This is a genomic window from Stenotrophomonas sp. STEN083 (assembly GCF_056759195.1).
On record NZ_JBRRCU010000007.1, the window covers coordinates 74,528 to 95,854 of the forward strand.

Genomic DNA, 21,327 nt, shown 5'->3' on the forward strand with positions numbered 1-21,327 from the left:
CGGCCCAGCACGCAAAGAAGTCTGTACAAATCGCCAGAACCGGCACGGTTTTACCAGCCAATTCAGCAGCTTGCCGGTGATTGGCAGGCTGCTCAGAGAGTCCCCCGAGCAGCCGTCGGCGCACCTATACTGGCCCGATTACGCTTGGATAGGAGATCCGGCTTGACCCCCAGTTCGTCGATCATCGACCGCATCGAGTCCATCCCAACGCGCGAGCTGTACTTTTTTGCGTTGTATCGGGTGCTGGTTGCCGCACTGCTGAGCGCGCTGGTGTTCGGGCCACTCACTCCCATGGTGGGCGAGGCCCACCAGCCGCAGCTGGCGCAAGCGGTCTCCATCGCCTATCTGCTTGTCTCGATTGGCCTGTTGATCTGGGGCCGTAATGAGCGCTGGCTGCAGCGTATCGTGATCGGCAGCGTGGTGATCGACATCGCCGCCGCCACCTTGCTCAGCCACGCTCTACCCGGCGCCAGCGCTGGCATCTCGATGTCGCTGCTGTTCAACATCGCAGCAGCGGGCCTGCTGTTGCCGCTGTCCAGAGCGATGCTGATCGCCCTGCTGGCGTGTGCTGCCAGCGTCGCCGAGTACATCTGGCAGATGCTGGAGGGGGGACAAAACACCCGCACACTGGCCGAGCTGGCGATGTTCGTCACCAGCTACATGGCACTTACCTTCATCGCCTACCAGATCGGCAGCCGCACCCGTCGCACCCAGCAACTGGCCGATCAACGCGGTGCCGAAGTGGCCAACCTGTTCGAAGTGAACGAGTTGATCATCCGTCGCATGCGAACCGGCGTACTGGTAGTGGACACCAATGGCCGTATAACACTGGCCAACGAAGCTGCTACTGCCCTGCTCGGCGACATGGAAGGCGCGCTTGCCACCGAGCGTGTCGCCCTGGCTATTGCTTCGCCGGAACTCGCACGACGCCTGCAACGCTGGCGCAATGGCTGGCACGAAGACGAACAGCCGCTGCAACTGGCCCCGGAGCAGGCCGAAGTACTGCCACGCTTCGCCCGCCTGCTGGCCGACAGCGACATGTCCTTGATCTTCCTGGACGACACCACCGTGGTCTCGCGCCGCGCCGAATCGCTGACCCTGTCCACCCTCGGCCGCTTCTCGGCCAGCCTCGCCCATGAAATCCGCAACCCACTGGCGGCCATCAACTACGCCACCCAGTTGTTGGAGGAGTCGGCAGACATAGGCGAAGCCGACCGACGCTTGCTGCAGATCATTCATCAGCAATGCCAACGCACCAATGGCATCGTGGAGAGCGTGCTGGCGCTGGCCCGACGCGAACGGGCCAATCCCGAGAACCTCGACCTGGCAGCCTTCGTGCGCCGCTTCGTGATCGAGTACCGGCAGACCCTGTCACTGGAGAACGACAGCCTGGAAGCAGTGATCCGCGAGCCATCGATAATGGCGATGATGGACCCCCGGCACCTGCACCAGGTGCTGACCGCATTGGTCCACAACGGTCTCAAATATGGCCGCATAGCAGATGAGCCGGCACGGATCCGCATCCGCGTCGCTTCGGCTGAACGCAATGCGGTCATCGACATCATGGACCGCGGCCCTGGCATTCCTGATGCCATCGCCAGTCAGTTGTTCCGGCCGTTTTACACCACCTCCGAACATGGCACCGGCTTGGGCCTGTATATCGCCCGCGAGCTTTGCCGGGCCAATCAAGCCCAGTTGGACTATGTGTCCATTCCGGCTGGCGGTGCCTGCTTCCGGCTGACCCTGAGCATCCCCAAAACCGCGTTCGCCCGCGGCGAACGCCAATGAGCCGTTTCTTGATGCAATCGTTTGTAGACATGCAGCCACCTCAGCTATCGTTCCATTCATGAACGCAACACATAGCGCCCTGATCGTCGATGACGAACGCGACATCCGTGAGCTGCTGGTCCTAACCCTTGGCCGGATGGGCTTACGGATCAGCACCGCAGCAAACCTTGCCGAGGCCCGCGAACTGCTGGCCAGCAACCATTTCGACCTATGCCTGACCGACATGCGTCTGCCCGATGGCAACGGCATCGAACTGGTCACCGAGATCACCCGTGACCACCCGGCCACCCCGGTGGCGATGATCACCGCCTTCGGCAGCATGGATCTGGCGGTGGAGGCCCTTAAGGCCGGCGCCTTCGATTTCGTCAGCAAGCCAGTAGACATCAATGTGCTGCGCGGACTGGTCCGACACGCCATCGAACTGAACAACGAAGCCCGCCCAAGCACCCCGCCACCGCCGGAAAACGCCACCCGCCTGCTCGGCAGCTCGCCGGCCATGGATGAGCTGCGCGCCACCATCGGCAAGGTCGCCCGCAGCCAGGCACCGGTCTACATCCTGGGCGAATCCGGTGTTGGCAAGGAACTGGTGGCCCGCACCATCCACGACCAAGGCGCGCGTGCGGCCGGGCCGTTCATCCCGGTCAACTGCGGCGCGATCCCCAGTGAACTGATGGAAAGTGAGTTCTTTGGCCACCGCAAGGGCAGCTTCACCGGCGCCCACGCGGACAAGCCGGGGCTGTTCCAAGCGGCCAGTGGCGGCACCTTGTTCCTGGATGAAGTGGCCGAGCTGCCCCTGCAGATGCAGGTCAAGCTGCTGCGGGCGATCCAGGAGAAGTCGGTGCGCCCGGTAGGCGCTGCCACCGAAGTCAACGTGGACGTGCGCATCCTCTCAGCCACCCATAAAGACCTGAGCACATTGGTGCAGGACGGGCGCTTCCGCCACGACCTGTACTACCGCATCAACGTCATTGAACTGCGCGTACCACCGCTGCGCGAACGCCGCGGCGACCTGCCGCAGCTGGCCAGCACCATCTTGAACCGGCTGGCACAGCAGCAAGGCCAGAAGCCACCACAATTGGCAGCTTCGGCGCTGGAAGCACTGGACGCCTATTCCTTTCCCGGCAACGTCCGCGAACTTGAGAATATCCTCGAGCGCTCGCTGGCGCTGGCCGACAGCGACCGCATCGACGCCAGCGACCTGCGCCTACCGCAGCCGCAAACTGCGCCGCCACGCATTCCCAGCGACGACACCCCGGCACCTGTTGCTCCTCCCCAGGAAGCCGTTGTCGATATCGACCCTGCCAGCTCCGCCCTGCCCTCCTACATCGAACAGATGGAGCGCACGGTGATCCAGAAGGCGCTGGAAGAGAATCGTTGGAACAAGACCAAGACCGCCGCCCAGCTCGGCATCACCTTCCGAGCCCTGCGCTACAAGCTGAAAAAGCTGGGCATGGAATAAGGCGAACGGCGATAACCCCGGTAGAGCCGAGCTATGCTCGGCTGGGCATTCCCGGGAAAGCCTGACTGTAGAGCCGAGCCATGCTCGGCTAGGCATTACCGGGAAAGCCTCGCTGCAGAGCCGAGCCATGCTCGGCTGGGCATTACCGGGAAAGCCTAGCCAAGCATGGCTCGGCACTAAATGCGCGGAGTGCTGGGAAAGCCTCTGCCGAGCATCGCTCGGCACTACGCGGGGCTTAGTCCTTGGTGACGCGATTGATCTCGGCCAGACTGGTAGTGCCCTGCGCCGCCTTCAGCAACGCCGACTGACGCAAGTCATTGATCCCGATCTTCTGCGCGGCGGCAGCAATATCCATTGCATTACCGCCCTCCAGAACGATTGCCGCAATGTCGTCGGTCATCGGCATCACCTGGTAGATACCGGTACGGCCCTTGTAGCCTTCGGTGCACTCCTCGCAGCCAACCGCTTCAAACAACTGCACGCCCTTGGCAACCTGCTCGGCGGTATAGCCTTCAGCGAGCAGCGCATTTTCTGGCAACTGCTGCGGACGCTTGCAGCTGCTGCACAGTCGCCGCGCCAGACGCTGCGCAATAACCAGCGTCACCGAAGAGGTGATGTTGTATGGGGCGATACCCATGTTCATCAGTCGCGCGATGGTCTGCGGTGCATCGTTTGTATGCAGCGTGGACAGCACCATATGGCCTGTCTGCGCGGCCTTGATCGCGATTTCAGCGGTCTCAAGGTCACGGATTTCGCCGACCATGATGATGTCCGGATCCTGTCGCAGGAACGAACGCAGCGCCACCGCAAAAGTCATGCCGCGCTTGTTGTTCTGCTGCACCTGGTTGACGCCAGGCAGACGGATTTCCACCGGATCCTCGGCGGTAGAGATATTGCGGGTATCGTCATTGAGGATGCCCAGCGCGGTATACAGCGACACCGTTTTGCCTGAACCAGTCGGGCCGGTCACCAGCACCATTCCGTAGGGCTTGTGGATCGCCTCCAGGAACAATTTCTGCTGGTCCGGCTCGTAGCCAAGTTTGTCGATACCCAATTTGGCCGCGCTGGCGTCAAGGATACGCAACACGATCTTCTCGCCGAACAAAGTCGGCAAGGTACTGACGCGGAAGTCGATCTGCTTGGTCTTGGACAGGTTGAGCTTGATGCGACCATCTTGCGGCACGCGCTTTTCGGCGATGTCCAACTGCGACATGACCTTGAGGCGCGCGGCGATACGCTGGTTCAGCTTGACCGGCGCCTTGGCCACAGTCTTGAGCAGGCCATCAATACGGAAACGGACTCGGTAGTCGTCCTCGTAGGGCTCGAAGTGGATATCCGACGCGCCCTTGCGGATCGCATCCACCAAGGCCTTGTTGACGAACTTGACGACAGGCGTGTCGTCGCCCTTTGCATCGACGCCGGCATCACCACCGCTACCCATGTCCTCATCGCCGGCAGCGACGTCCAGGTCGCCCATGCCTTCATCGTCACCACCAAGACCCTCACCCAGCGACTCGTTGCTGGCTAACCAAAGAGCCAAGGTCCGCCGGATCTGCTCCTCATCAACCAGGATAGGCTCAACCACCAGATTGGTCTGAAACTTGATTTCATCCAGTTGCTGGGTGGGGTTACTCGTGCCCACGAACAGCTTGCCGCCACGTTTGAACAGCGGCAAGACATGATGCTTGCGCAGCAGCTCCTCACTGACCAGTTTCATCGCACTCTGGTTGGCATCAAACACCGACACGTCCAGCAACGGCATGCCGAATTCCATGGCGTTGGCTGCCGCCATGTGCGCCGCGCTCACCAGCTTCTTGTCGGCCAACCACTGCGCCAACGGCACCTTGGCATCGCCGGCCTGAGCCATGGCGGTGCGGGCCACGGCCTCTTCCAAGGCACCGTCCTGAACCAATCGGCGGGCAATGCCGGTGATTCCGACCAAGTTTGCAGTGGCAACGTTCATTGAGGCATCCCCTGAAATCAGGCTCCCAGATTACCTCAAGCCTCCATAAACCGGCAGTACGTCCGCACCAGGACGACCAACCCGGCTACTATGCCAGCGGGGAGAACTACAGGTAATCAAACGTGTGTGAACTAAGCATCATCCTGCCTGCAAAGAACGAGGCCGAGGGGCTGAAGCGGACACTGCCTGCCTTACGAGCGGTGTACCCGACCGCCGAGATCATCGTTGTCGATGACGGTTCAACCGACCAGACCGCGACAATCGCAGGGGAACACGGCGCCAGCGTGCTGAGCAGTCCGTATTCCATGGGCAATGGCGCGGCAATCAAACGCGGCGCCCGCGCCGCCAACGGGCAGATTCTGGTGTTCATGGACGCCGATGGCCAGCACAGCGCCAGCCATATCGCGCAACTGCTGGCCAAGCTGGAAGACGGCTATGACATGGTGGTCGGTGCCCGCGACAGCAGCGGCCAGGCCAACCTTCACCGTGGTTTGGCCAATGCGTTCTATAACAAACTGGCCAGCCATATGACCGGCCACAAGATCGACGACCTTACCTCGGGCTTCCGTGCGGTTCGGGCGGACAAGTTCCGCGAGTTCCTGCACCTGCTGCCGAACGGCTTCAGCTATCCAACCACCAGCACGATGGCGTTCTTCCGCAGCGCCTATCCGGTGGCTTATGTACCGATCCCGGTAGCCAAGCGGGTGGGCAACGGCAGTCATATCCGGCCGATCAAGGACGGCATTCGGTTCCTGCTGATCATTTTCAAGATTGCGACGCTTTACTCGCCGATGAAGTTGTTTGCACCGGTGGCGATGGCGTTTTTCATGACCGGGCTTGGCTATTACGGATATACGTTCGTGACAATGCACAGGCTTACCAACATGAGCACACTACTACTGAGCGCTGCCGTAATCATTTTCCTGATCGGACTGATATCGGAGCAAATCACCAACTTGATGTATCGACGTGACAGCTGACCGTTCGCGCCCGCGCATCCTATTGATCACCCGGAATCTTCCGCCAATGGTCGGTGGAATGGAGCGCCTTAACTGGCACATTGCCGACGAACTTTCACACTACGCCGAAATCAGGGTTATAGGTCCTAAAGGCTCCGCATCCATCCGCCCCAAAGCCACCGAACTGACAGAGGTGCCGTTGAAACCTCTGTGGCGCTTCCTACTATTGTCAGCGTGGGAAGCCGTATCAGTCGCGCGCACGTGGAAACCGGATTTCATACTTGCCGGAAGCGGTTTGACTGCCCCGGCTGCCTGCATCGCCGGCAGCATAGCGAAAACGCGCACCGGCACTTATCTACACGGACTTGATGCCGCGTTCAAGAACCGAATCTATCGTGCCCTTTGGCATCCCATGATCCGCCGAATTGACGTGGTCATTGCGAACAGCAAGCCCACCGCTGATCTGGCTAGCGCTATTGGAGTGATCGCATCCCGGATTCAAGTATTGAATCCGGGTGTACATGATCCCCAAGCGCCACAATCTGAACAGGAATTGGAAAACTTCAGGAAGCGTCACAGTCTTGGAAGCGGACGTATACTGCTATCAGTTGGCCGCCTTACCACGCGCAAGGGGCTAAGGGAATTCGTCCAGCAATCGCTTCCTTCTATTGTCAGGGATGCACCAGACATCACACTTGCCGTCATCGGCGACAGCCCTTCCGATTCCCTGTTCGCGAAAATTCAGACCCGCCAAAGCATCCAAGCTGCGGCTGATGCAGTAGGGGTAGGTGGGCATATTCGCTTTCTGGGAGTTATCACCGACAGCAAGGAGCTCGCTTGCGCCTTTGAATGCGCGTCACTACATGTGTTTCCCGTACGCGATATCCCCGGGGATCCCGAAGGCTTTGGTATGGTTGCAATCGAGGCCGCCGCCCACGGCCTGCCCACGGTGGCATTTGCAAATGGTGGAGTAATCGAATCAGTTACCAATGGACAATCTGGCGAGCTGGTCGCTCCCGGTGATTATCTCGCCTTCTCGACAGCAGTACGCGACTGTCTTGCCGCAAGCAAATCACTATCGTCTCGCTGTCACAGCTTCGCACAGAAATTCTACTGGCCTGTTTTTGGAAGGAAACTCTTCGCCCTCTGCCTTCCAAGAGAGTTTTCTGATGGGAATAGCGACAGAAAGCCATATAAAACAAACTCAATTGGCCCTGGGCCCCTTCCGCCCCGATAAATTTTCAATGATGAAGACCCGTATCCTCAAGATTCTTCGCCAAACGCCATTCCACCCTCAATGGCTACTAAGAGAAAATGAGGAATTGGGGCGATGGATCGTCACGCTCGCTCATGGAACCGTTCTTGACGTCGGCTGCGCAAATCGTTGGGTCGAGAGAATCCTCCCTACCGGCACTCGATACATAGGGATAGATTATCTCATCACCGGTAAAAACCTTTACAAGGCCACTCCCGACGCCTACGCGGATGCCGCTCACCTGCCATTTCCCGCGGATTCGTGCGATTGCGTCCTGCTCCTAGAAGTACTTGAGCACTTAAGTGCTCCACAATCAGCCCTCAGGGAGGCGGCACGGGTCCTACGCCCCGGCGGGAAACTCCTTCTCACGATGCCATTTCTGTATCCGATCCATGACGCCCCCCATGACTATCAGCGCCTGACATCTCACGGATTGCATCGGGACATCATTGAAGCGGGACTTGAAGCAAAAAGCATCCAAACACGGCTAAACGCCGTCGAAACAGCTGCGTTGCTAGCATGCCTGGCACTAGGCGGCAGCGCCCTGCGGGCCATTCAGCAACGAGCGCTTGGAGTGATTCTACTTCCTCTTCTCGGACTGATGATCCCTGCCATCAACCTTGGCGGTTGGTTGCTCGGAAGTATATTTCCCAACTGGACTGCCTTTACATCCGGATACCAGGTGCTCGCGACCAAGCCAACCACCATCGTTGATTCCAGCGTAATAACCACCAAGGATCTACGCTGATGCAATCCACCACTCCAGCGGTCTGGTTTCCAACCATAAGAGCCCATACAGGAGCAGACATCTTCACAGAAAACCTGGCATCTGAACTCCAGAGGATCGGCATACGCACAGAAATTACTTGGCTACCACTTCATTCGGAATATGCGCCGTGGGCAGTAAGTGTCCCTAGCGCTCCCAAGTGGGCGACGGTGGCACATGTCAACACCTGCATGCATTCTAGATTCTTGCCCTCACATATTCCCTTGGTAGCCACACTCCATCATGCTGTGCATGCACCAACGGAGCGCAGCTACAAGAGCGCCTTGCAAGCAATCTATCATCGGCACTGGATTGCCCCGAATGAATGCAAAATCCTGCGCCGAGCAGATCGTGCGATCGCGGTGAGTAACCATGTCTCCGCCACATGCAGGAACACACTGGTAGACGTTCCAATGCAGACCATTTACAACGGCGTAGACGTAGAAATATTTAAACCAAAGCAACGTGGCGAACGAACCAAGCGGCCCTTTCGTTTGCTTTACATCGGAAGCTGGATAAAGCGGAAGGGCGTGGATCTTCTCCCACATATAATGCGTCAGCTTGGCGATGGATTTGAGCTGAGCTATACGGGGGACTCATCTAAAAATCACGGAAAACAAGATTATCCGGCAAATATGCGCGACATCGGCCGACTATCCGGAGCTACACAGGTTGCCGCAGCGCTCCATAATAGCGACGCCCTCCTTTTCCCATCGCGCAGTGAAGGATTCGGCCTCGTTGCAGCCGAAGCGAGTGCCTGCGGAGTCCCGGTGATTGCAAGCCGGGCCGCGTCTCTCCCCGAGGTTATCAACGACGGGACTACCGGGATACTGTGTACTCCAGACGACATCCTTGCTTTCGCAGCAGCGGCACGATCTCTTGCCGAAAACCCGTTGCTATACGAGTCGATGTCACAGGCAGCAATCGAGAATATCAGGGCAAAATTCACCAGCAAGAAAATGCTGCATGAGTACGAGCATATATATCGTTTGCTCACAAAAAACAGGAACTCTCATGAGCGCTGACGAACTCAGAATCTACCTTATATCGTTACAAGAAGATGGAGCCCGCAGGGAGCAGATGCAGAAGAGATTCCATCCCATCTATGCAGAATTTGAACTGATTGATGGCGTGCGAATATCGGACAAAGCGCAACTTGTTGATACATATCAGCAGGGAGAATATAACAGCAAAATTACAAACTCTGAGCTCGGGTGCGCCCTGAGTCATCTGCACGCCCTCGAAAGATTTCTGTTATCGGGGGCGCGCTACGCACTCATTCTCGAAGATGATGTGATCGGCACCGCCGATGACATCAAGACAATCAGCAACGTCATCGCGGCACTACCCGACGCCAGCTTCTTGTTATGCGGCGGGCAAGATGGGTTAAGAGGAGAAGCCTATAACTATGGTGAACGCACCGACGTGAGCGACACCTATAGAATTCCAGGCATTGCGAGAAAATTCTTTACGCGCGCATGCTGCTATGTCGTTACTAGAGCTTCCGCACGGAAGCTAGTTTCCCTGCAACGGCAGCGGCTCGACTTATCCGATAAATGGGATCAATATTTCAGCGACTGGGAAAATTTCTATTTCACCAAACAGATCTCACACCCCATCGACCTGGCAGACAGTAACATTGAACGAGAACGAGCGCAGAGAGCAGCCGGAAACGAGCTGGATAGAATAAGAAGAGATGGCATCCCCAAAGTCACCAGCCGTTTTTTTTCAAAGTTACTATTGCGCATCTTCGCCCGAAAATTGAAGCTTGTCCAAATAAGATGAACGAACCATATAAAACAACAAGCAACTCAATTTCTGCAAAAAAACAGCTTTCTATTTAATTGCCCGCGATCATCCAACGACTGCAACTGAAGAATGTTTACAGATTTGAAATTCTCTTCAAGACATTGCAGCTGCTCATTCTGTTGCTCTGGAGTACCGTTACTTTCAAACAGCATGCTTGGCGCGATTTGTGCACCGTAAGCAATAACGTCACGCCATCTATCAACCCACATGCACACCGAAAGAAGAAGAACCAGATCGACTTTCGCCTGCGGCAGAAAATCCCCCAGCAACGGAAGTTGCTCTTCGTCCAGATTGAACACAAAGAAATCCAGATTAGAAACGCCTCTGAACTGCTTCACTTTATTCGCCGCATTCACCATCCGTGAGTCGTAATCAATACCAACACCCCAACTTATACCTCGCCGCTGGGCTTCAAAAAGCATTCCACCTTGATTACTACCTATATCCAAGACCGACAAGCCTTCTAGCGAAATAGGCAAAAGATCCAATCGAGCGGAGGGCAAGCGCTGCCCCTCCAAAACCACCCCATCTACCTGCAGCGTGTGATATCCCGCAGGGAAACGCTCAGCAGAATATGCACTTCCCGATGTTTTTGTATATGCCAACACATTCAGCAGGCGATCGATATTGCTAGCCTCCCCCTCCCTGATTACGCCTCTGACAAATGATCGTCGCAAATCCGGAACAGCCCGAGGCATGAGCGATTTAAAACCACTTCGAATCGCCCTCAGAACACGTTTTAACAACCTCTCTATCATTGCCTTCCCACTGATTTTTCGATCAAAAAAGAGTTGCAGGGAAACGGTTCCATTTGCGTAACCATCCTTGTAGTAGAACCGGGACCGGCCCATCCACAACACCAACCAGCCCAGCCACTCGCGCCCTATCAATGATGTCACTAGCTTGGGCTCAACCTCAACAACAACCGCATCACTATCGTCCAGACCGAGCTCGCTACGAAGGTGCGCATCGCTGATGACCTCCAAGATGGAGAGCGGACATCCCATCCATCGATACAGCAGGACGCTTCTACCATTCAGCCGCCCTGTCCAAACCATGCGCCCCGCTTCGCGATCCAGCCAAAACCCCTCTTCAGGAGCAAGTTTGAGCGGAAAGTTCAACACGACGTTGAGAGAGCCAGGTTGCGGGTGCGCCTTCAGGAGCTCCGTAATTCTGACTTCACAATTGGCAAGGTGATCACTAGCCAGACCCCTTCCAGCACAAACACGCCCACGGAAAGCAATCACACGCAGCTCCATCACCAGGCTCCAAAAATCGTGGGCCGCAGCGAGACCAACTTACGCACTTTATACGAAAGTAGAATTCGCCCGATAATGACACAGAGACAGGTCGATAGCGCGGCACCGGTTGACGCAAAAACCGGAATGGTAACAATATTGAGAAGCATATTAAGAATGACGACCCATGCTAAGACCGAAAGGCTCGCCTTTTCGTTCCCCGTCATCTCAAGAACGGTCCCAAGGGGCCCACCGAGGACAAGAATGAACTGAGAAAAAACCAACAGTCTCATCACCGTGGCGCCATCAGAAAATGCTTCGCCATAGAACAAAGACAAGAGCTGATCAGCAAAAATGATCAATACCGATACAATCGGCAATGAGACCCAGAATACAAGCCTCATCACCAATGAAATCACGCTCTGGACTTCTTCCAATTTTCCTTCGCGATAGCAGCGAGCTATCCGGGGCGCTATTACCATATTGGCTGCGACCAGGACCAAAGGAACCAAGTCTGCGGCCCGCGAAGATACCGCGTAAATACCAGCCTCTTTATCATTTGAAAGAAGCCCAAGCATTATCAGGTCGGTTCGGCTCAGCAGCAAATACAGCGCCCCCAACCACATGAACCTGATCGCGTCAGTCGTACTGACCGTTGGCGGACTCGAAAATCGAAGCGTTTCATCCACCTTCGGGACCAAGCGCAGCAGACAATCTCCAAAAACAAACGCCGCTGCGCCCGCAATCGCCGTAACAACTACGACGTGCCAAGCTTCTATCTGCTCAATCTTTAGATAAACAAGAGATACACCAGCCAGTATCAGAAGAGGTGAGACAAACAGAGAGGCGAGCTGGCTACGTACCGCCATACCCGCACCTTGAAGCAATCCTCTCCTGACTTCCGATAACGCAACGAACAATGGGATTATCGCCGCCAGGGCGAACAATCTGCGCCGACTCAAGTCGCTCGAAAAAACCGCAACCAAAACCATCAGAGCCGCAATCAGGCAACCTGCAACAACAACGCGCCTGTCCGCCCAACGTCGAAGATGAACCACCCATTCCGCACGACCAGCCGCCTCTCTCACCAGATATTGAGGCAAACCCAATGCCGCAGGGATGGACAGAACTCCTGCTATAGCGATCACATAAGAATACAGTCCAAATCCACCTGCGCCCAAGACACGCGCCAACACCATGCTTAAAACAAAAGCGATTGAAACACCACCAAGCCGAATCATCAACATCGCCAGCGCCGAGTACAAAACACCCCGTCGCATCCTGCCCGCAAATAGATATTCACGCAGGCGCAAGCCGCGCTCAGACAACTTCATATTCTTCTCACCGGCATCAGCACCCGATCCCTCAATGTGCACTTGACGCAAACAGAGTAGCAGGCAACTGACACATACGAGTCATTTTTTCAATGAAACAGCTAAAAACTCCACAAACGAAAACCTGCCATCCCCCATAGCCTATCACTGGAACGCCCACGGCAGAGAGCGGCCACAAAGAACGGCAACGCAAGGCGAGCGTGCTGGAGCTCCACATACATAGAGCTTCAGCCGACGCCATCCAGCATAAACTACGAAGACATCCGGACTTCACCGCCTGCGTGTTACGCCTGCAAAAAAACGGATAAATCTGAACATCTACAAAGGCAATGGATACAGCCATTCGTTTGGCTGAAGCCCACCACCTGCTACCGGAAGCCGCACTGCCCACTTCCAGTATTGCAATCAACATTCTTCTTTACGTCCACACTCCCTTTCAATTGGGAGGTAAACATGACGGTCCTTGGACTCGCAAAATCCCCGCTGCTCAATCCAATGTTCGTACTCGGATCGCACGCTTTGGGAGCATATGCGGGAGGCACCGTGTAATCAGCCATATTAACAACCGCAATACCCATATAAGCCTTTGCCTCAGAAAGACAAGCGCCATTTGCGGATCGCTGAGTGTAGTTGCGGTATTGAGGCAGCGCAATTGCGGCCAAAATCGCGACAATTGCAACCACGATCATCAACTCGATCAACGTAAAGCCGCGCTGATTGTTCTTCATAAAAACCAACCCCCAAGTGGTCGAAGTTGCGAAAAGAAACCTTGACTGATGCCCACAAACGCAATGCTGCGAAAGTAACCACAGTCAGATCAAACACCCCATCAATACTCAAAAATATGGAGCACAGCACAATGGAGCAATGAACACATAAGCAAGCATATTTGGAGTAACAATCACCATATCAACCGGCACCTGGCTCAGCCCTGGATTCACGCACCTTCTCCAGCTGAATCGCCCAGTCCCCTCTTCCCGCCTCTTTCAGTTGCAATATAACTCTCCGCACCGAAGGATCTTCCGGCGGATAAGCATTCACCGCACTCTTGAAATATGAAAATGCTCGATCCGGCTGACGGGTTTCATTATGAATATAAGCACCTATTCGAAGATAATCCCGAGGAGCCAATTCAGACTTGCTCGATATTATGTCAAAAAGCTCCATGACCCTTGCCTCATCCAGAGGAATTCCTCGATCAATATTATCAAGCGTAACCAATGCAATATTCTTATTCTGCGAATTCATCCGGACAACACGCAACCGATCCAGCAGTCTCTGCCAGTCCTCCGCCAAACGCGCATCTCCACGTATCGTCTTGAAAATGACCACATTGGAAAGCATGGGAGCGGAGTTGGTCATTTTTGATCCGTCCGTGCAGGCATTAATGGCCATGTCCAAGAAAGGGCTGCCCGCCCTTCCACCGCTTCGTTCAAAATATTCCCCACAAAGCATCAGCCAGGCCCGGGAAGATGCAGGAGCAGATCTGACACTTTCTTTTGCAAAGAGCATTGGATCGCCCCAAGATCTCGATCGTTCAAAGGTACCCCCAACCAAAACGAGAAGCCCCGCCAACACGAAAGCCAAAACCGACGCAGAAAAGCGAATATTGAAGCGCGAAGCAATCCACGCACCTAGATCTGCCAATGCAAGCAACACCCCAATCATCGGAAGATGATTTCGATGCTCAAAGGCCAGCTCGAGATTTATGACATTACTCGTCATGAAATGACCGGCGAAGAACAAAAGCACGCCAAATGAAAACAAAGGCCGGCGTTCGCGCCAGCACCAGGCGCATACCAATAGCAATACACTTGCCAGCAGCGCTGGAAGTGTTGTCAGCGGCCGCAGCAGGCTCCGCGACACCTCGACATCATCGTAATAGAAAGGCATAAATCCTGTATAAGGAAAGATTATCTGAACCAAATACATAAGCAGCATTCTAGGCTGACTCAACAACCTCTCGACACTTGAAAAATCCCGGCCAACATAGAAATCCCAATGCCAGTGGCGAGGAAGAACATAGAGAAGAAAAGCAATCGTCCCCAGAGTGACAAAAGCGAGGTAGCCTCGCTTCCAAATCTTCGCGATACGCCCGTTGGCTGCTTTGAACTGCAACACGGTCAGCTCAAGCAATAACGTATAGAGCGGAAGTAAAGCTGCATCTTCTTTGCTCGCCATGCCGAGCACCCAGAAGAGGGCCACGAACACTGCGTACCCGCGGCTCCTACAGCCGTCAATTTGAGCCTGCCGCATCTCCAAATAGGCCCATAACGCGAGCAGTACAAATAATGTGACCAGCGTCTGCATGCGCTGCACGACATATAGCACCGATGAAACCTGCAACGGATGCACAGCCCAAATCAACCCTAGCAGAAGCGCCCAGAAGTCTCCCCGCCCGCCCCCCCAACCCATAACCCTGAACAGGCGGCGCAGAAACGCCATTAAAACCAGAACGGTAAGCACGTGAATAAACAGATTCGTGCTCTTGAAGGTCTCCGGATTCAAGCCCCCCCTCATGTAGTCCAAGGAAAAACTAAGCATGGACAATGCTCGAGTGCCATTTCCCGGCTGAAAGCTATAGGCAGCGCTGGCAAGAGCATCCAAATCAAACCCATGCACATGCAGAGCAGCGTTCTCGACTATGTTCGGCACGTCGTCAAATATGAAGCCGCCAGCCAAGCCTGGAATGAAAGGACAGGCTGCCAGTATCGCCAGAAGTAGGCCCCATAGCAGAAACTGCCTTGCCTCAAGTGGTCTCACGCCTTTCATCAACGCCCCGGTCAACCCCAAAAAAAACACAACAATGGTCTGAATAAAAGAAAGCGCCTTTCGGCGCTTTCCATTGCAACAACAACCGGACACTGGAACCTTACGGAGCAACCTGCTCGCAAGCACCGCTGCCTGCATTGCAGTCAACGCTCTTCTTGACAGCCACGTTACCCTTGGTCGGGGTCACAAAACTAACAGTGGTGCCGCCGTTGTACTGGGCAACAGTCGGGGTTGCGCCGCTCTCACAGGCATTGCTGTCAAATGCCGGTGCAGCCGTACTATCTGCCAGATTGGCAACCGCAGCACCCATGTAGGCCTTGGCTTCAGCCAAGCAAGCGCCGTTGGCCGAACGCTGGGTGTAGTTACGGTACTGCGGCAGCGCGATGGCGGCCAGAATGGCAATGATCGCGACCACGATCATCAGTTCGATCAGGGTAAAGCCTTGCTGCTTCTTCATGAGTACATCCCCTAGAGGTGTGAATTGTGAACATGGTTACAGGCGAATGCCTGCCCCGCATGGGGTTACAAAGCAGGTTACGTGCCAACTGGACCAACACCCCCTACTCCCCGTGACAATGATGGCAGCATCCATGAATAAGGGAAGCCCCCCGCCATAAAATCCTGATCGGCACCTCATGATGCCCCTCAACGTCACTTTGTGACCATTCATTGCACGCCCTGCCAGCCAAGCCCGAACCGACAGCGGCGTGACGAAGGCCACCAAACTGTTCGTAAAGAGTGTGCCGAAAGCCAAGCGAACGGCTACCATGCGGTCTGGTGTCCGGGCTGGGGAAGCTTGGACGGGGAGAGAAAAGTGGCCGTTACCCGTAGCGCAATCAAGAACGAACCGGCTGGGCGCAGCACCAGCCAGATGCAGCCGTTTGTCTGGGAGGGGACCGACAAGCGCGGCGTCAAGATGAAAGGCGAACAGGACGCAAAAAGTCCCGCCACCCTAAAGGCGGAATTGCGCCGGCTGGGCATCAACCCCACCGTTGTCAAACCCAAGCCCAAGCCTCTGTTTGGCGCGGCGGGCAAGCCCATCAAGCCTAGGGATATCGCCTTCTTCAGCCGCCAGATGGCGACGATGATGCGCTCCGGCGTGCCGATCGTGACCGCCCTGGAGATCATCGGCAGCGGCCACAAGAATCCGCGCATGGCCAAGATGGTCGGCCAGGTGCGAACCGACCTGGAAGGCGGCTCATCCCTTTATGAAGCCATCAGCAAGCATCCGGTGCAGTTCGACGAGTTGTATCGCAACCTGGTCCGCGCAGGCGAAGGCGCAGGTGTACTGGAGACGGTGCTCGAAACCATTGCCAACTACCAGGAGAACTTGGAATCACTGAAGGGAAAGATCAAGAAGGCCCTGTTCTATCCGGCGATGACCGTTGCCGTGGCATTGCTGGTCAGCGCCATCCTTTTGATTTGGGTGGTGCCCCAGTTCGAGGAAGTCTTCAAAGGCTTTGGCGCCGACCTGCCGTTCTTCACCCAGATGATCGTGGCAGCATCAAGGTTCCTGGTGAGCTGGTGGTGGCTCATCCTGCTCATCGGTGTGGGCTCCGTAGTCGGTTTCATGTTCGCCTACAGACGCTCCCTGTCCATGCAGCACACCATGGACAAGCTGATCCTCAAGGTCCCGGTTATCGGCCAGATCCTGCATAACAGTGCCATTGCCCGCTTCGCCCGCACCACGGCGGTGACCTTCAAGGCCGGCGTACCTTTGGTGGAAGCACTGGGCATTGTTGCCGGCGCCACCGGTAGCAGCGTCTACGAAAAAGCCGTTCTGCACATGCGTGACGACGTTGCCGTCGGCTACCCGGTGAACATGGCGATGAAGCAGGTCAACATCTTTCCGCACATGGTCGTGCAGATGACCGCTATCGGTGAAGAAGCCGGCGCCCTGGACACGATGCTGTTCAAGGTGGCTGAGTACTTCGAGCAGGAAGTGAACAATGCCGTGGACGCGCTGAGCAGCCTGATCGAGCCGATGATCATGGTATTCATCGGCGTGGTCGTGGGCGGCATGGTCATCGGCATGTACCTGCCAATCTTCAAGCTGGCCTCGATTGTTGGATAATTAACGTATGGCATTTCTCGACCAGCATCCCGGCCTCGGCTACCCAGCCGCGGCCGGACTGGGACTGCTGATCGGCAGCTTCCTCAACGTGGTGATCCTGCGCTTGCCCAAGCGCATGGAGTGGCAGTGGAAGCGCGATGCGCGCGAAATCCTCGAACTGCCCGACATCTATGAGCCGCCGCCGCCAGGCATCGTGGTGGAGCCCTCACACTGCCCGCACTGCAAACACAAGCTGAGCTGGTACGAGAACATCCCGCTGTTCAGCTGGCTGATCCAGCGCGGCAAGTGCCGCCATTGCCAGGCCCCCATCTCCATCCAGTATCCGATCGTGGAGCTGGTTACCGCGTTGATGGTGCTGGCCAGCGTCTGGCAGTTCGGTTTCGGCTGGCAAGGCTTTGGCGCGATCGTACTGAGCTGCTTCCTGGTTGCGCTGTCCGGCATCGATCTGCGCACGCAGCTGCTACCCGACCAACTCACCATTCCGCTGATGTGGCTGGGCCTGATCGGAAGCATGGACAACCTGTACATGCCTACGAAGCCCGCGCTGATAGGCGCCGCGCTTGGCTACTTGTCACTGTGGACCGTCTGGTGGCTGTTCAAGCAGATTACCGGCAAGGAAGGCATGGGCCACGGCGACTTCAAGTTGCTGGCGGCATTGGGCGCCTGGTGCGGGCTCAAGGGCATCCTGCCGATCATCCTGTTGTCCTCGCTGGTCGGCGCCATCATCGGTTCGATCTGGCTGTACTCGCGCGGCCGCGACCGCGCCACGCCCATCCCGTTTGGTCCCTACCTGGCCATCGCTGGCTGGCTGGTCTTCATGTGGGGCGACCAGATGATAGGCAGCTATATGCGGCTGGCTGGACTACAGCAATAAACAAGCACAAGCGACAATGGCCCCTCAAGGGCCATTGTTGTTTTGGAGTGATCGCATGAGCAGCTTCATCGTTGGACTGACCGGCGGCATCGCCTCGGGCAAGAGCGAAGTCAGCAGGCGCTTCGAAACCTTGGGCATCACCGTGGCGGATGCGGATATCGCAGCGCGCGAGGTGGTGGCCATCGGCAGCCCCGGGCTTGCGGCAATTGCCCAACTATTTGGCAGCGAGGTCCTGCAAGCAGATGGCAGCCTGGACCGCGCCTTCCTGCGCCAGCGCGTGTTCGCCAACCCCGATGAACGCCGCGCACTTGAAGCCATCACCCATCCCGCCATCCGCGCCCGTGTGCGCGGCATTTGCGAGGAGTCGACCAGTCCTTATGCGATTGCAGCAATTCCGCTGCTCACCGAAGCTGGCGGGCGAGCGAGCTACCCTTGGCTGCAACGTATCCTGGTCGTCGACGCACCGAAGGAGATACAACTTGCGCGCCTGCTCAGCCGCGACAGCATTGATGCCGCGCTGGCGGAACGGATGATCCAGGCGCAGGCCAGCCGCGCGCAGCGCTTGGCATTGGCGGACGATGTGATCGTCAATGATGGCCATCCGGATGCGCTGCAGGCGCATATCGAGATGCTGGATGCACGTTATCGGGAGCTTGCTGGGGCGGCAGGGCGACGCAAACCATACGTGGATATCGGCTCGCGAAGCGGGTGATCCACCGGCCCACTGTTTATTTGTAGGAACGGCTTAACCGACGAAGCTGGCACTGCTCTCGCCTCTTCACCTGAAGATGCGCCTGTTCGCGGCTTACGCCGCTCCTGCAAAAATCCGAAACCGACGGTCCGGCATCGGATTTTTGGTGAGTCGAATGCTTTAATCAGCGGCATTGCGATGACAGGAGGAATTCCTGCATCCACTCCGATCAGGGCTGCTCAGGCGAAAACGTCAGCGTTGCGATCACACCGCGTTCCTTGCCCGGCCGAATATCCACCTGCCAGCCATAGAGCGCGCAAAGCCGGCTGACGATCGACAGGCCGATACCGCCGCCCTGCGAATGCCCCGCATGAGTGCCGCGATAGCCACGCTGGAATAGACTGGCGGCATCCTTCTCGCTCAAGCCCGGGCCGTTGTCGATCACCTCCACCGCATTGCTGCCTACCCGCACCAGCACCCGGCCTTCCTGCGAATATTTGACGGCATTGCCGATCAGATTGCCCAGCGCCACTGATAGCGCCGACTCGGGCGCATCGATCACCAGCTCACGTGAGCCTTCCAGCGCCAGCTCCAACGGCTTACCACCGAGCTGGGCCCGGTGCGATTCCAGCAGCTGCTCGGCAACCCGGGCAACATTGCTGCTCCCTTGCGCACGTTCATTGCGCGACAGCAGCAACAGCGAGCCAATCAGATCACTGCACTGCTGTTCGGCGCGCTGAATGCGCTGCAGACGCTGAAGCACTTTTTCATCAAGATTGGGGCGCGCCAACAGCAACTCGGTAGCCCCACGAATCACCGCCAGCGGCGTGCGCAACTCGTGGCTGACGTCAGCATTGAACTCACGATCACGCTGCACTACTTCGGTCAGACGTGCTGAGTAATCATCAAGCGCCTCGGCCAGCTGCCCTACCTCGTCATCGGGAAAGCGCGGCGCGAGCGGTTCGGGATGTGTGTTCCCCCCCCGATAGGCGCGCAGGCGGGCCGCCAGGTCGGACACAGGTCGCATCACCCGTGACGCAGACCACCAACCCAACACCCAGGAAAGCAGGCTGAATACAATGACCGAGAAGAACAGCGCGCGCTTGAGCTGCTGCTCACCTCGGATGCTCTCTGTCATGTCGTAAGCAAGGAAGAACCACGCATCGTCCGCCTTACGAACCGCCAATCTGTAGGCAAACGGCACCCCCGCATCGTCAATGCCACTGACGTTGTGGTTCCCGTTGGGGAGCGCAGCCCATTCCGGACGTTCCTCGCGCACCCGCTCGAACTTATCCTTGGGATAAAAGTATCCTCGGATCTGCAGCACAGGAAATTCAGGATTGCGGGTCGGATCAACGTAATAACGTCGTGCGTACTCGTCGATGTTGCGATTCATCACATCTTCGACGAGCTGATTCTCCACGCGCATCCGCGCCCAGTTCGTGGCAAACGCAAACAATGCTGTCAGGCAAAAGCCCAGCAGCACGAACGAGACGATGATACGGCTGCGCAAGCGGCGACGGTAACGCCCCCGCTTGCTAACCCGCTCAGGCAATGCAGATTCAGGCATCGGGTGCGGAGATACGGTAACCAATGCCGTGACGGGTCTGGATCATCGGCACTTCAAAGGGCTTGTCCACCACGGCGCGCAGGCCATGGATATGCACACGTAGCGAATCCGAATCCGGTAGTTCCTCACCCCAGACGCGGGTTTCAAGCTCTTGCCGGGTAACCACCGCCGGCGAGGCCTCCATCAAAGCCTGCAGGATCTTCAACGCGGTCGGGTTGAGCTGCAACAGCTTGCCTTGGCGGCGCACTTCCAGAGTATCCAGGTTGTATTCCAGATCACCTACTTCCAACACGCGGGTGTGCGCGCCCTTGCCGCGACGCGAAAGTGCATTGAGCCGCACTTCCACTTCCTGCAGCGCAAACGGCTTGATCAGGTAGTCATCTGCACCGGAATCGAAGCCTGCCAGCTTATTGTCCAGCGAATCGCGTGCGGTAAGCATCAACACCGGCGTCTGCTTACGCGCATCGTTGCGCAACTTGCGGCAGACCTCGATGCCATCCATGCCGGGCAGGTTGAGATCCAGCACGATCGCGTCGAACTCATGCACAACGGCCAGATGCAAGCCGGTTACACCGTCAGCGGCGAAATCCACCGTATGCCCACGGTCCTCAAGATAGTCACCAAGGTTGGCGGCGATGTCGCTGTTGTCTTCGATTACAAGAATACGCACGTGTGCGGTTACCTTCGATTTATAGGAGTAACAGGCGATAGATGCCCGTGTATGCGAGGAATTACAGCATAGTTCGCGTTAACGCCCTGCGCCCCTGCCATTCGA

18 protein-coding genes are annotated in these 21,327 nt (G+C 56.7%); 10 read left to right on the top strand and 8 right to left on the bottom strand.

All coding sequences use genetic code 11. From position 1 onward, the window contains the following. Positions 1–162 precede the first annotated feature (162 nt). On the top strand, positions 163–1,788 hold the full coding sequence (locus tag ACVOK8_RS03990; protein WP_481565679.1) for a sensor histidine kinase: 1,626 nt from the start codon (positions 163–165) through the stop codon (positions 1,786–1,788). A 58-nt stretch (positions 1,789–1,846) separates the two neighbouring features. Beyond that, complete coding sequence (locus ACVOK8_RS03995; RefSeq protein WP_481565680.1) at positions 1,847–3,247, top strand: sigma-54-dependent transcriptional regulator; 1,401 nt, start codon at positions 1,847–1,849, stop codon at positions 3,245–3,247. Between the two features lie 235 nt (positions 3,248–3,482). Here the strand turns inward: ACVOK8_RS03995 and pilB are convergent, their stop codons facing one another. After that, the gene (gene pilB / locus ACVOK8_RS04000) at positions 3,483–5,210 is read right to left on the bottom strand and encodes a type IV-A pilus assembly ATPase PilB (protein ID WP_481565681.1); all 1,728 of its coding nucleotides are present in this window, start codon (positions 5,208–5,210) and stop codon (positions 3,483–3,485) included. Positions 5,211–5,332: 122 nt separating this feature from the next. Between pilB and ACVOK8_RS04005 the strand changes: the two genes are divergently transcribed. The 5 genes from ACVOK8_RS04005 to ACVOK8_RS04025 are packed head-to-tail and all read left to right on the top strand — an operon-like array spanning position 5,333 to position 9,975. Continuing rightward, positions 5,333–6,190, top strand: coding sequence for a glycosyltransferase family 2 protein (locus ACVOK8_RS04005; protein ID WP_481565682.1), 858 nt, complete (start codon positions 5,333–5,335; stop codon positions 6,188–6,190). After that, positions 6,180–7,406: a glycosyltransferase family 4 protein gene (locus ACVOK8_RS04010; RefSeq protein ID WP_481565683.1), complete on the top strand. Its 1,227-nt coding sequence runs from the start codon at positions 6,180–6,182 to the stop codon at positions 7,404–7,406. Before ACVOK8_RS04005 ends, ACVOK8_RS04010 begins: the two co-directional genes overlap by 11 nt. Before the next feature lie 10 nt (positions 7,407–7,416). Further along, on the top strand, positions 7,417–8,172 hold the full coding sequence (locus tag ACVOK8_RS04015; protein ID WP_481565684.1) for a class I SAM-dependent methyltransferase: 756 nt from the start codon (positions 7,417–7,419) through the stop codon (positions 8,170–8,172). Then, complete coding sequence (locus tag ACVOK8_RS04020; RefSeq protein WP_481565685.1) at positions 8,172–9,215, top strand: glycosyltransferase family 4 protein; 1,044 nt, start codon at positions 8,172–8,174, stop codon at positions 9,213–9,215. Before ACVOK8_RS04015 ends, ACVOK8_RS04020 begins: the two co-directional genes overlap by 1 nt. Next, on the top strand, positions 9,205–9,975 hold the full coding sequence (locus ACVOK8_RS04025) for a glycosyltransferase family 25 protein (protein ID WP_481565686.1): 771 nt from the start codon (positions 9,205–9,207) through the stop codon (positions 9,973–9,975). Before ACVOK8_RS04020 ends, ACVOK8_RS04025 begins: the two co-directional genes overlap by 11 nt. Positions 9,976–10,001: 26 nt before the next feature. On the opposite strand, the gene ACVOK8_RS04030 is transcribed toward ACVOK8_RS04025, so the two are convergent. From ACVOK8_RS04030 to ACVOK8_RS04050, 5 genes are all read right to left on the bottom strand, one after another. Beyond that, positions 10,002–11,258 carry a class I SAM-dependent methyltransferase gene (locus ACVOK8_RS04030; RefSeq protein ID WP_481565687.1) on the bottom strand — a complete coding sequence of 419 codons (1,257 nt, stop codon included), beginning with the start codon at positions 11,256–11,258 and terminating at the stop codon, positions 10,002–10,004. Then, positions 11,258–12,571, bottom strand: a complete 1,314-nt coding sequence (locus ACVOK8_RS04035; protein WP_481565688.1) for a flippase — start codon at positions 12,569–12,571, stop codon at positions 11,258–11,260. Before ACVOK8_RS04035 ends, ACVOK8_RS04030 begins: the two co-directional genes overlap by 1 nt. Before the next feature lie 368 nt (positions 12,572–12,939). Beyond that, positions 12,940–13,299, bottom strand: coding sequence for a prepilin-type N-terminal cleavage/methylation domain-containing protein (locus tag ACVOK8_RS04040; RefSeq protein ID WP_481565689.1), 360 nt, complete (start codon positions 13,297–13,299; stop codon positions 12,940–12,942). Between the two features lie 181 nt (positions 13,300–13,480). Next, a complete protein-coding gene (locus tag ACVOK8_RS04045) occupies positions 13,481–15,490 on the bottom strand; it encodes a hypothetical protein (protein WP_481565690.1) in 2,010 nt (669 codons plus the stop codon). Then, a complete protein-coding gene (locus tag ACVOK8_RS04050) occupies positions 15,444–15,800 on the bottom strand; it encodes a prepilin-type N-terminal cleavage/methylation domain-containing protein (RefSeq protein ID WP_481565691.1) in 357 nt (118 codons plus the stop codon). The genes ACVOK8_RS04045 and ACVOK8_RS04050 overlap by 47 nt, the downstream gene beginning before the upstream one ends. A gap of 357 nt (positions 15,801–16,157) precedes the next feature. Here ACVOK8_RS04050 and ACVOK8_RS04055 point away from each other — a divergent pair, with 357 nt between their 5' ends. Genes ACVOK8_RS04055 through coaE form a run of 3 tightly spaced genes read left to right on the top strand, consistent with a single transcriptional unit; the run spans position 16,158 to position 19,003 of the window. Next, positions 16,158–17,417: a type II secretion system F family protein gene (locus ACVOK8_RS04055; protein WP_481565705.1), complete on the top strand. Its 1,260-nt coding sequence runs from the start codon at positions 16,158–16,160 to the stop codon at positions 17,415–17,417. A 7-nt stretch (positions 17,418–17,424) separates the two neighbouring features. Further along, positions 17,425–18,291, top strand: coding sequence for a prepilin peptidase (locus ACVOK8_RS04060; RefSeq protein WP_481565692.1), 867 nt, complete (start codon positions 17,425–17,427; stop codon positions 18,289–18,291). A 55-nt stretch (positions 18,292–18,346) separates the two neighbouring features. Next, positions 18,347–19,003 carry a dephospho-CoA kinase gene (gene coaE / locus ACVOK8_RS04065; protein ID WP_481565693.1) on the top strand — a complete coding sequence of 219 codons (657 nt, stop codon included), beginning with the start codon at positions 18,347–18,349 and terminating at the stop codon, positions 19,001–19,003. Between the two features lie 208 nt (positions 19,004–19,211). Here coaE and ACVOK8_RS04070 read toward each other — a convergent pair whose 3' ends face one another. Together ACVOK8_RS04070 and ACVOK8_RS04075 are read right to left on the bottom strand one after the other, a co-directional pair. After that, entirely contained in the window at positions 19,212–20,552 is a 1,341-nt protein-coding gene (locus ACVOK8_RS04070; protein WP_481565694.1) for a sensor histidine kinase, read from the bottom strand. Then, complete coding sequence (locus ACVOK8_RS04075) at positions 20,545–21,222, bottom strand: response regulator transcription factor (protein WP_057629745.1); 678 nt, start codon at positions 21,220–21,222, stop codon at positions 20,545–20,547. The genes ACVOK8_RS04070 and ACVOK8_RS04075 overlap by 8 nt, the downstream gene beginning before the upstream one ends. Positions 21,223–21,327: the final 105 nt, after the last annotated feature.

Coding starts and splice junctions, on each gene's coding strand:
- ACVOK8_RS03995 (WP_481565680.1), top strand. CDS start 1,847: ATGAACGCAACACATAGCGCCCTGATCGTCGATGACGAACGCGACATC.
- pilB (WP_481565681.1), bottom strand. CDS start 5,210: ATGAACGTTGCCACTGCAAACTTGGTCGGAATCACCGGCATTGCCCGC.
- ACVOK8_RS04015 (WP_481565684.1), top strand. CDS start 7,417: ATGAAGACCCGTATCCTCAAGATTCTTCGCCAAACGCCATTCCACCCT.
- ACVOK8_RS04020 (WP_481565685.1), top strand. CDS start 8,172: ATGCAATCCACCACTCCAGCGGTCTGGTTTCCAACCATAAGAGCCCAT.
- ACVOK8_RS04025 (WP_481565686.1), top strand. CDS start 9,205: ATGAGCGCTGACGAACTCAGAATCTACCTTATATCGTTACAAGAAGAT.
- ACVOK8_RS04030 (WP_481565687.1), bottom strand. CDS start 11,258: ATGGAGCTGCGTGTGATTGCTTTCCGTGGGCGTGTTTGTGCTGGAAGG.
- ACVOK8_RS04035 (WP_481565688.1), bottom strand. CDS start 12,571: ATGAAGTTGTCTGAGCGCGGCTTGCGCCTGCGTGAATATCTATTTGCG.
- ACVOK8_RS04040 (WP_481565689.1), bottom strand. CDS start 13,299: ATGAAGAACAATCAGCGCGGCTTTACGTTGATCGAGTTGATGATCGTG.
- ACVOK8_RS04050 (WP_481565691.1), bottom strand. CDS start 15,800: ATGAAGAAGCAGCAAGGCTTTACCCTGATCGAACTGATGATCGTGGTC.
- ACVOK8_RS04060 (WP_481565692.1), top strand. CDS start 17,425: ATGGCATTTCTCGACCAGCATCCCGGCCTCGGCTACCCAGCCGCGGCC.
- coaE (WP_481565693.1), top strand. CDS start 18,347: ATGAGCAGCTTCATCGTTGGACTGACCGGCGGCATCGCCTCGGGCAAG.
- ACVOK8_RS04070 (WP_481565694.1), bottom strand. CDS start 20,552: ATGCCTGAATCTGCATTGCCTGAGCGGGTTAGCAAGCGGGGGCGTTAC.